Below are 9,565 nucleotides of genomic sequence, written 5' to 3' on the forward strand. Positions count from 1 at the left end.
TTTAGTAGAATTTATTCAGCTACCTAATTTGTCATATAATCCTGTTAAAATTTTCTCTGATACCAAGGTTGTGACTTTTCGCTTTTTTGATTAGAGCTTTTGCAGGTTTAGCGTTTAGCAAGGAGATAAACATGCTGATTCTGACCCGTCGCGTCGGAGAAACATTAATGATTGGGGACCAAGTCAGTGTTACTGTACTTGGAGTAAAGGGCAACCAGGTCCGTATTGGTGTCAATGCTCCAAAAGAAGTATCTGTTCACCGGGAAGAGATTTACCAACGTATTCAGCATGAACGTGCGATGCATGAACATCTTCAACACCTCGACCAAGACTATCAGCCTTCTTTCGAAGATGAGAATTATTCACAAAATGATTTTAATCGATAGCAGATGGCCATTCTTGATTAGTAAAGCGGCTTTATTGGCCGCTTTAATATTTTAAGGTGATTAAGAAATTAGATAAAATTATTACTCATTTAACAAAGCCAAGACCTTCTTAACCGGCGCATAGCTACGCCGATGCTCATCAATTACACCATGTATACCAATTGCCTCAAAATGAGCTTTGGTCGGATAACCTTTATGTTTGGCAAAACCGTAATGTGGGTAACGTTGATCTAGTAAGACCATTTGCCGGTCACGTGCTACTTTAGCCAGAATACTTGCGGCCGAAATTTCCTGGTATAAAGCATCCCCTCCTACTATAGCTTCACAGCTCATCTGTAGGCCAGCAGGTTCTTTATTACCATCGACCAGCACTTTATCCGGTTGAATTGATAAACCTTCCACAGCACGGCGCATTGCCAGTAATGAAGCCTGCAAGATATTTATTTCATCAATTTCAGCAGTGCTTGCTTCTGCAATGCACCAAGCCAAAGCTTTTTCCTGAATCTCGACAAAAAGCTTTTCACGTTTTTTTTCTGTCAGTTTTTTGGAATCATTCAAACCTTCGATTGGACGAGCTGGATCGAGAATGACTGCAGCTGCCACGACAGCACCTACCAATGGTCCACGCCCTGCTTCATCTACACCTGCAATTTTCATCAAACTATCTACTCATAAAAAAGCAGGCTGATTGTATCATCCTGCTCAATACTGAAAAAACTTAATTTAAAGCTTCTGCTACACATGCATTAATTGTTTTAGTGACTGCATTGGTTATGATGGCGGTACGTGCAGCCGGATCAATCGCTGCTGTAGCCAGATCCACAGTTGTTATATTTTGTGGAGCTTTATCACTCACACAACCACAAATATCTGCCTGAACTGCCTGTTTCTGCTCAGCTGTCATTACCTTAGTTATATTTTGCCAAGCGGGCTGGTTGTTTAGTTCAGTATTACATTTTGCATTTACTGCCACTTTAATGGCAGCTGCTCCTAATTGCTGTGTAGTTGTGGTGGTATTGGCCGATTGCTCTATTCCTGAAGTTGTACACGCCGATAAAATTAAGGCCAAGGGTGCCAGTATATGTATAGATTTCTTCATGTTTATCCTTTATCAGTGTATATATAAATTTTGGACCAATTTTAAAGATTATGAAGTATCTGAACACTGTTAAATGTAAATAACTGCCTAAAGAATCTTCAAATCACATATTATCGAGCGCTACTGCCTGTTTAATATCCTTATAAATACTTGGACAAGCTGAATGTACGCGGTTCCAGCTTGGAATAAACGACTGCTGATTTGGAAAATTCATAAACTGCTCTCCCGCCTCAACAATACTCTGGGCAAAAAGTTCAACCGTATTTTCTTCACTATGCCGGTCATAATGTAAACCATTGGTTATTGCATCATAATAATAGTGATCAATCATATCTAAAGCATTTCGATAATAAGTTGCACGAATAATCCGAATATTATCTAGGCTAACTGGAACGCCCAGCGTGGCAAGTTTACGAAAAAGTGCTAGAGCAATATCACGGCTCATACGCTTCAAGCCACCCTCTCCATTTGAGTTCACTACATTTTGATGCTTATGTTCATAGCGGTCAGCAATATCTACCTGGCAGATCCGTTTGGTAGAATAATTACGATAGATTTCAGAAAGAACTCCAATTTCCAGCCCCCAGTCACCTGAAACTTTTAAATCACGTAATGCATCCAGATGAATTGCCATTTCGCCTGAAAGTGGATAACGGAAGGCTGAAAGATAAAGCAGATAATCCAGTGGACCAAAGACTTTCTTGAGTGCAAGTAAGAGTGGAGAAACCAGCAGACGGGATACCCTGCCATTCATTTTATGCTCAGCTACGCGGGCATAATATCCTTTAGAGAACTGGAAATTAAACTGTGGATGAACCATGGGGTAAATCAACCGCACCAGCATATCACGCTGATATGTACTGATATCACAGTCATGGAGTGCCACGACCTTACTGTTACTTTCAGCTAGCGCATAGCCGGCACAATACCAGACGTTACGGCCCTTTCCACGTTGTGAAGGTGCAACTTTTAATTCTTCAAGATGCTGATGGATTTTCTGTAAACGCGGTCCGTCGTTCCATAAAATGGTATGCGGCTGAGGTAGCTCGGAAAAAAACTCCTTGGCATGCTTAAATTGTTCAGGATTAGCTTGATCCAGTCCGATGATAATCTGCTGGATATAATCAGCTTCTTTCAATTCCTGCACAATTTTAGTAAGTGCAGGCCGTTCCAGCTCAGAATAAAGTGAAGGTAAAACTAAGGTAACCGGTCTATATTTAGTAAATTCACGCAATTCATTTTCATAATCTTCCAGCTGGCGCTGCTTTAGATCATGAATCGTCGTAATCATACCTTCTTGTGCAAAATCGACCATTATTTTCTCTCCATTTATTGTTGTAAAAAGTATTCAAGACCTTCTTTCCAGCCTGCTGGAGCCATTTTCCGAGTGTAGTAGACAGAATTATGCGCAAATTGAAGGACCGGTTTATAAGGACGCTTTACAACCACAGCATGCTCACAGGCTTTTAGCATATCAATATCATTCTCACTGTCTCCCAAGCCAATCCGGACAGCTTCAGCTGGATAAAATTGCTGTAGCCAGCGTACTGCTATAGATTTATCACATGCTGTACTCAATACATGACTGAAGCGCCCGCCATGTACTATATGCAAGTTTTTGGCCAAGTGCCGGGCAATAATTTGCTGTTCATATTGTGGATTGCTACCCCAGATAATCACTTCACTATAAAGCCGTTGTAGGGCTTGACATGATTCAGCTAAGCTTAATCCGGTTAACTCAGCAATCTGCTGGGATGTATTTTCACTAAAAAGCTGAAAATTCAAATGGTACTGTATACGAAGTCGTTGTAATGCTTCAGTAATGGCTGCCTGCCTGACCGGACTCTGAAACTGATAGAAAGAATTAAAATATATATATGCCCCGTTTTCTGCAGCAAACGGCATATCCACTAAACCTAATTTTTTTTGTAAATCTTTAATTTCTAATGCGGTTTTACTGCTGCATAAAATAATGGGGTAACGACTTTTAAGCTGTCTGATTAGCTCCAGATTTTCCGTATAAGTATAAGTATTGTGGCCTAATAGTGTTCCATCTAAATCTGTAAAAATAAGATAATCAGGCATAATAAATAATATTGATCAGTTAAATTGCACATTTGTTTCCTGATCATATAAGGCTTTTATCACTATTTTTTTCAGCTTACTTTTTATAACAATAAATCAACAGGCCTACATAGAGCAAACCTATTGATTTCATTTTATTTGATTACAGAGCCTGAATTTTCTTAATCCATGATTGCTTTTCAATATTGTCTATGAAAGCCGCCTCAAAAGAATTAATCGCTAACTGCTTAAGTTCAGCTTCAGACAAATTTAGTGCTTTTTGAATAGCAAAGAAATTATCATTCATATAACCACCAAAATAAGATGGATCATCTGAATTTACTGTTACTTTAACGCCCTGCTGTAACAGACGGTGAATATTATGCTGCTGCATATCATCCACTACACAAAGTTTCAGATTACTCAGCGGACAAACTGTAAGAGGCATTTTTTCCTGAATCAGCCGCTGCATGAGAACCGGATCTTCCTCAGAACGCACACCATGATCAATCCGGTTAACCTTTAACAGGTCTAAAGCCTCCCAAACATATTCTGGTGGACCTTCTTCACCCGCATGTGCAACCACCAAAAAGCCTGCTTCGCGGGCTTTGGCAAAAACCCGGGTAAATTTGGCTGGTGGATGGCCGACTTCACTTGAATCCAGGCCTACTGCAATAATCTGATTCTTATAAGGAAGTGCCTGCTCCAGAGTTTTCAATGCTGCTTCTTCACTTAAATGGCGTAAAAAACACATAATAAGGTATGAGCTGATACCCAATTTTGCTTTTGCATCATCACAGGCACGTTGCAAACCATTCAGAACTGTTTCAAATGCTATGCCACGATCTGTATGAGTTTGCGGGTCAAAGAATATTTCAGTGTGTACTACATGATCTTCAGCACATTTTTTAAAATATGCCCAAGCCAGGTCATAGAAATCTTCTTCATGAATGAGTACATTTGCCCCTGCATAATAAATATCAAGAAATGACTGCAGGTTATGAAAATTATATGCCTGTCTTACCTCTTCTACAGACTTATAAGGAATATCAATCTGATTACGCTGTGCAATTTCAAACATGAGTTCAGGCTCAAACGTCCCTTCAATATGTACATGCAGTTCAGCTTTAGGTAAAGCACGAATGAGTTCAGTATGACTCATGGTCTCTCCTTGGAATTCGCAATAAATAAAAAGGGTGCAAACTTCCGTTTACACCCTGAATGATGTATAAAAATTAGCCACCAAAAGCAACAAATTTGATTACCCATAACACGGCAATGATCCATACCATGTAAGGAACCGTACTTGCTTTGCCTGTAAAAAGCTTCACCAGTGCATAGCTGATAAAGCCCATAGCAATACCATCAGCAATTGAATAGGTAAAAGGCATGAAAACGATAGTCAGGAAAGCAGGAACCGCTTCAGTAATATCATCCCATTCAATATGGGTAATACCCTGGATCATTAATACCCCAACAAACAGTAAAGCCGGTGCTGTCGCGAAACCCGGTACAGACTGGGCTAACGGTGCCAGGAACAAACACGCCAGAAACATGAAACCGACGACAACAGCAGTTAAGCCAGTACGGCCGCCTGCAGCCACACCCGATGCAGATTCAATATAAGGCGTAGTAGATGAAGTGCCTAGTGCGGCCCCAGCTACAATGGCAGTAGAGTCAGCAAATAATGCTTTCTTCAAGCGTGGTAACTTGCCATCTTTAAGCAGGCCAGCACGATGAGAAACCCCTACAAGAGTACCGGTAGAGTCAAACAGGTCAACCAGGAAGAATACAAAAATCACCCCTACCAGACTGGCCGTAAACAGGCCCTCAAAGTCCATTTGTAACAATGTTGGAGCCAATGATGGCACCGCGCCTACTATACCTTTAAATTCATTCAGGCCTAAAGCAGTTGCAATTGCAGTTACGACCAGAATACTGAGAATGATTGCACCACGGACCTTAAAATGATGCATGATGACAATAAGAAAGAAACCTAACAGGGCCAGTAAAACTGTTGGCTGTTTGATATCGCCCAGCCCTACCAAAGTAGCCGGATTATCTACAATAATGCCGGCATTCTTGAGCGCGACCAAGGCTAAAAACAGCCCAATACCGCCGCCAATTGCCAGTTTTAATGACATGGGAATGGCATTGACGATTGCCTCACGGATTTTGAACATACTGATAGCAATAAATACCAGACCTGAAACAAATACCGCAGCTAGTGCCGTTTGCCAAGGCACCCCCATCCCTAAACACACTGAATAAGTAAAATAGGCATTTAGTCCCATACCTGGTGCAAGGGCAATTGGATAATTGGCCACAATTCCCATAACCAGACAGCCAATTGCGGCTGCAAGACAGGTTGCGACAAAGACAGCTCCATGATCCATTCCGGTTTCGGATAAAATCATTGGATTAACAATAATGATGTAACACATTGTCAAGAATGTGGTTACACCTGCTAGAACTTCTGTTCTAAAACTGGTTTTATTTTCGCTGAGCTTGAACAAGCGCTCAAGCATACCGGCTGAGGTATTGGGAGTTGTCATTACATCGCCCCTGAGAATTAAGATCTTTGCGATTGAATCCTCGGCCTGAAAAGCCTCAAATCACCACACTGCTATAAAATTTAAATGCATCAAAATCAGATATTGTGCAAGTAATTCTGGATAAAACAGCAAGACCTATGCCATCCTAATTACTTCCCATCTTCAAGCTGCACCTGAGCCCAAACTTACTAAACACTTGATGAGTGCCACTAATAGGCGAGGCAAACAAAAAAGCTGCATCATCTTATGCAGCTTTTTCATCTAACCTGTAGAAAAAAGTGTTAACTTAAATCTACCCGCTAAATTTTTTCGGCCAGATTATAACACACTGATTTTATTTTTGATTATCAGGTTTAATCTTCTTAGATTAATTTGGAACACTTACTGTTTTTAAAATATTTAAAATCAGGCGCTTAATTTTAAATAAACTTGCAAGTTTTTTATTTTCTCTCCCGTTAACCCCAAAAAAGTATAAAAATCTCTACATTTTTTCAGTCTGAACGGATTTCCCTGCAGTATCAAACACCGGGAAAGTACTCCGTTCGAGATGATGCGGGTTGTGCTGAGCCTGCTCTAAAGAGCTCTGTGCTTCCTGGATGACCTGCTTGATCTCCTGCTGACGTTTTTGCTGGATACTATGATAGGTTATATAGCCTACCGAGACGACTGTAACTGCTGCGATTACCGTTATAACTGTTTTCATATCTCTTATCTTTAGTTGTTATCGAAAAATCTTGATGTAATTTTATCAAAAGCGTAATGCTTCATGCATTTTAAAACTGAATTTCTTTTAACACTATGGCCGATCAGATCAGCACCAATTTTCTAACAAATTGAAACGTGTTATTCTCGGTGCTCTACAATCTAAACCTTCTTACTATTTTCTATGTTTCTTACGCCACCCTGATTACTCGTTTCCTAGAAGTAATTTCTCATTGCTATATTAAAGGTTAGTGGTGTGGCGTAATTATGTCTTTTTCACAATATTGTCACCTCACTCGCCTGTTCCAATAAAAATACGGGCTTTCTTTATGTTGTCTTCTTTCCGTGAACAGTGGTTTTCAAATATTCGTGCTGATGTGCTGGCTGGACTGGTAGTAGGTCTGGCACTTATTCCCGAGGCAATTGCCTTTTCAATTATTGCCGGAGTCGATCCGCAAGTCGGTTTATATGCTTCATTTTCTATGGCAGTAGTAATTGCCATTGTAGGAGGCAGACCTGCCATGATTTCAGCTGCAACTGGAGCTATGGCTTTAGTTATGGTTACTCTGGTTAAAGAGCATGGATTACAGTACCTGCTTGCGGCTACCATACTGACTGGCGTCATCCAGATACTGGCTGGTTACCTCAAACTGGCCAAGCTGATGCGTTTTGTATCTAAATCTGTGGTGATTGGATTTGTAAATGCCCTCGCCATTTTAATTTTTATGGCTCAATTACCTGAACTCATCAATGTCAGCTGGCAGGTTTATCTATTTGTTGCTGTAGGCCTCAGTATTATCTATCTATTTCCCTATGTTCCAAGACTTGGCAGCTGGTTACCTTCCCCGTTGGTGTGTATTGTCGTGATTAGCCTGCTTTCAATCTGGTTGAATAGTGATATACGTACTGTAGGCGATATGGGTACTTTACCTGATAGTCTGCCTGTATTTCTTATACCAGACATTCCGCTTAACCTTGAAACGCTCAGAATTATTTTGCCTTATTCTATTGCTCTGGCTGCAGTAGGCCTTTTAGAGTCAATGATGACCGCCAGTATTGTGGATGAAATGACTGATACTTCAAGTGATAAGCATCAAGAATGTAAAGGACAAGGTATTGCAAATATTGTTACCGGCTTTATGGGGGGTATGGCTGGCTGTGCCATGATTGGACAGTCAATGATTAATGTGAAATCTGGCGGTCGACAACGTTTATCGACTTTTTGTGCAGGGATATTTCTTTTAATTCTGGTGGTATTTATCAGTGACTGGCTTAAGTTGATACCAATGGCAGCTTTAGTGGCAGTCATGATTATGGTTTCAATAAGCACATTTAACTGGCAATCAGTCATACAGTTTCATAAAAACCCGAAGAGTAGCAACAGTGTAATGATCGCAACTGTGGTGGTCGTAGTTGCCACTCATAACCTGGCTTTGGGCGTACTGACTGGTGTATTGCTTTCTGCACTGTTTTTAGCCAACAAACTGGAAAATGATATTCGAGTTGAATCTACTTTGAAGGAAGGTGTCCGAATTTACAGCTTGGTGGGGCAGATTTTTTTCAGTTCATCCGAACGTTTTTACCAGAGTTTTAATTTTAATGAACAGGTGGAAAAAGTAATTATTGATCTTACCCATTCCCATATTTGGGATGTAACCTCTGTAGCTATGCTGGATTCCGTCATCAAAAAATTTACCGAGCGCGGCACTTCCTGTGAAGTGATTGGCTTAAATGAAGCAAGTTCAATCATGATCGATAAATATGGAACTCACGCCAAGATCTGACACCCTTATCCGATTCATACCAAATTATATATCAGAAGTACAAAGAAAGGGTTGCTCCAAGCAACCCTTTCCTTTTAGAAAATTATCTAAAGACTTCTTAATAAAATTAAAGTCCTTGATAATTATCTATCATTTTTGTGGCTTTGTGAGCCTGCTTCACGAGCTTCCTCTGAGGTAAACTCATGTGCATTACCACTTTCATGGGCTGCTTTACCGCCTTTACTAGCGATTTCGCGCTGTTTATCTGCATCCATACTAGCAAAGCCGCGTCCTGAGCTGTTATTGCCACTTTGTTGACTTTGCTGACGACTATTTTGGCCGCCACCACCTTGCTGTTTCTGATTATTACTGCCACTTTGCTGTTGCTGATTATTGCTGCCCTGTTGCTGGCGCTGGTTATTGTCGCGTTTATTATCTTGATTAGCCATTTCACACCTCATAACAAATATTGAGTTAGTTTCAGGTTGGTCGTTATCAAACGAACATCTTTACTATAAGGGAGCAAACAATAAGTTTTGTTATAACTAAGGATGAGTTTTATTTAAAGCATTTGAGTTAGGTATTTATAGGTGTGACTTCAATATACTTATATAATCATTCTTCTGGGATATAAATTTAGACATACTTATAACTACTTTAATATCAATGCTTCATTTATTTTAATGTATATTCTACCTGTTTTTAATTATTATAAGTTTACATTTAAATAATTTTTTACTTTATTTTAAACATCATATGAACTCATAACTCCAGAATAATTTTTATAAAAAAAGGCCTGTTTTCTGGGGTTGAAAACAGGCCTCTAGAGTAGCTTTATTCTTTTGTACAATTGTTAATATAGTGGAAATAATTTTAACCAAACTTAAACTCAAATAGAGTTACATCTTTAAGAATAAGTGTTAATACATGTTATAGTTAGTATAATTTAATTAATATTCGCATATAAATTAAGCAATTAGCCCAATAGTAAAAATT

9 protein-coding genes and 1 pseudogene are annotated in these 9,565 nt (G+C 39.7%); 2 read left to right on the forward strand and 8 right to left on the reverse strand.

The genetic code is table 11. From position 1 onward, the window contains the following. Nucleotides 1-131: 131 nt before the first annotated feature. Nucleotides 132-386 carry a carbon storage regulator CsrA gene (gene csrA, locus B3R63_RS02950; protein WP_005014972.1) on the forward strand — a complete coding sequence of 85 codons (255 nt, stop codon included), beginning with the start codon at nucleotides 132-134 and terminating at the stop codon, nucleotides 384-386. Nucleotides 387-467: 81 nt separating this feature from the next. Here the strand turns inward: csrA and rnhB are convergent, their stop codons facing one another. From rnhB to B3R63_RS02985, 7 genes are all read right to left on the reverse strand, one after another. Then, nucleotides 468-1,043 carry a ribonuclease HII gene (gene rnhB, locus B3R63_RS02955; protein ID WP_119878618.1) on the reverse strand — a complete coding sequence of 192 codons (576 nt, stop codon included), beginning with the start codon at nucleotides 1,041-1,043 and terminating at the stop codon, nucleotides 468-470. A gap of 61 nt (nucleotides 1,044-1,104) precedes the next feature. Next, nucleotides 1,105-1,485 (reverse strand): hypothetical protein, encoded by a 381-nt coding sequence (locus tag B3R63_RS02960; RefSeq protein WP_119878617.1) that lies wholly within the window; start codon nucleotides 1,483-1,485, stop codon nucleotides 1,105-1,107. A gap of 103 nt (nucleotides 1,486-1,588) precedes the next feature. Further along, nucleotides 1,589-2,800, reverse strand: coding sequence for a glycosyl transferase (locus B3R63_RS02965; protein ID WP_005406055.1), 1,212 nt, complete (start codon nucleotides 2,798-2,800; stop codon nucleotides 1,589-1,591). A 14-nt stretch (nucleotides 2,801-2,814) separates the two neighbouring features. Continuing rightward, nucleotides 2,815-3,570, reverse strand: a complete 756-nt coding sequence (locus tag B3R63_RS02970; RefSeq protein ID WP_286728252.1) for an HAD-IIB family hydrolase — start codon at nucleotides 3,568-3,570, stop codon at nucleotides 2,815-2,817. A gap of 142 nt (nucleotides 3,571-3,712) precedes the next feature. Next, entirely contained in the window at nucleotides 3,713-4,711 is a 999-nt protein-coding gene (locus B3R63_RS02975; protein WP_286728253.1) for an adenosine deaminase, read from the reverse strand. Nucleotides 4,712-4,784: 73 nt separating this feature from the next. Continuing rightward, nucleotides 4,785-6,104, reverse strand: coding sequence for an NCS2 family permease (locus tag B3R63_RS02980; RefSeq protein WP_005014984.1), 1,320 nt, complete (start codon nucleotides 6,102-6,104; stop codon nucleotides 4,785-4,787). A 481-nt stretch (nucleotides 6,105-6,585) separates the two neighbouring features. Next, nucleotides 6,586-6,807 (reverse strand): hypothetical protein, encoded by a 222-nt coding sequence (locus tag B3R63_RS02985; RefSeq protein ID WP_005406029.1) that lies wholly within the window; start codon nucleotides 6,805-6,807, stop codon nucleotides 6,586-6,588. A 328-nt stretch (nucleotides 6,808-7,135) separates the two neighbouring features. Between B3R63_RS02985 and B3R63_RS02990 the strand changes: the two genes are divergently transcribed. After that, nucleotides 7,136-8,590 (forward strand): SulP family inorganic anion transporter, encoded by a 1,455-nt coding sequence (locus B3R63_RS02990; RefSeq protein WP_286728254.1) that lies wholly within the window; start codon nucleotides 7,136-7,138, stop codon nucleotides 8,588-8,590. A gap of 137 nt (nucleotides 8,591-8,727) precedes the next feature. Here B3R63_RS02990 and B3R63_RS02995 read toward each other — a convergent pair. Next, nucleotides 8,728-8,865 (reverse strand): annotated as a pseudogene (locus B3R63_RS02995) (KGG domain-containing protein); the annotation flags it as partial. Between the last annotated feature and the right edge of the window lie 700 nt (nucleotides 8,866-9,565).

It is taken from the genome of Acinetobacter sp. UBA1297 (assembly GCF_002307755.1).
Taxonomy (GTDB): Bacteria; Pseudomonadota; Gammaproteobacteria; order Pseudomonadales; family Moraxellaceae; genus Acinetobacter; species Acinetobacter radioresistens.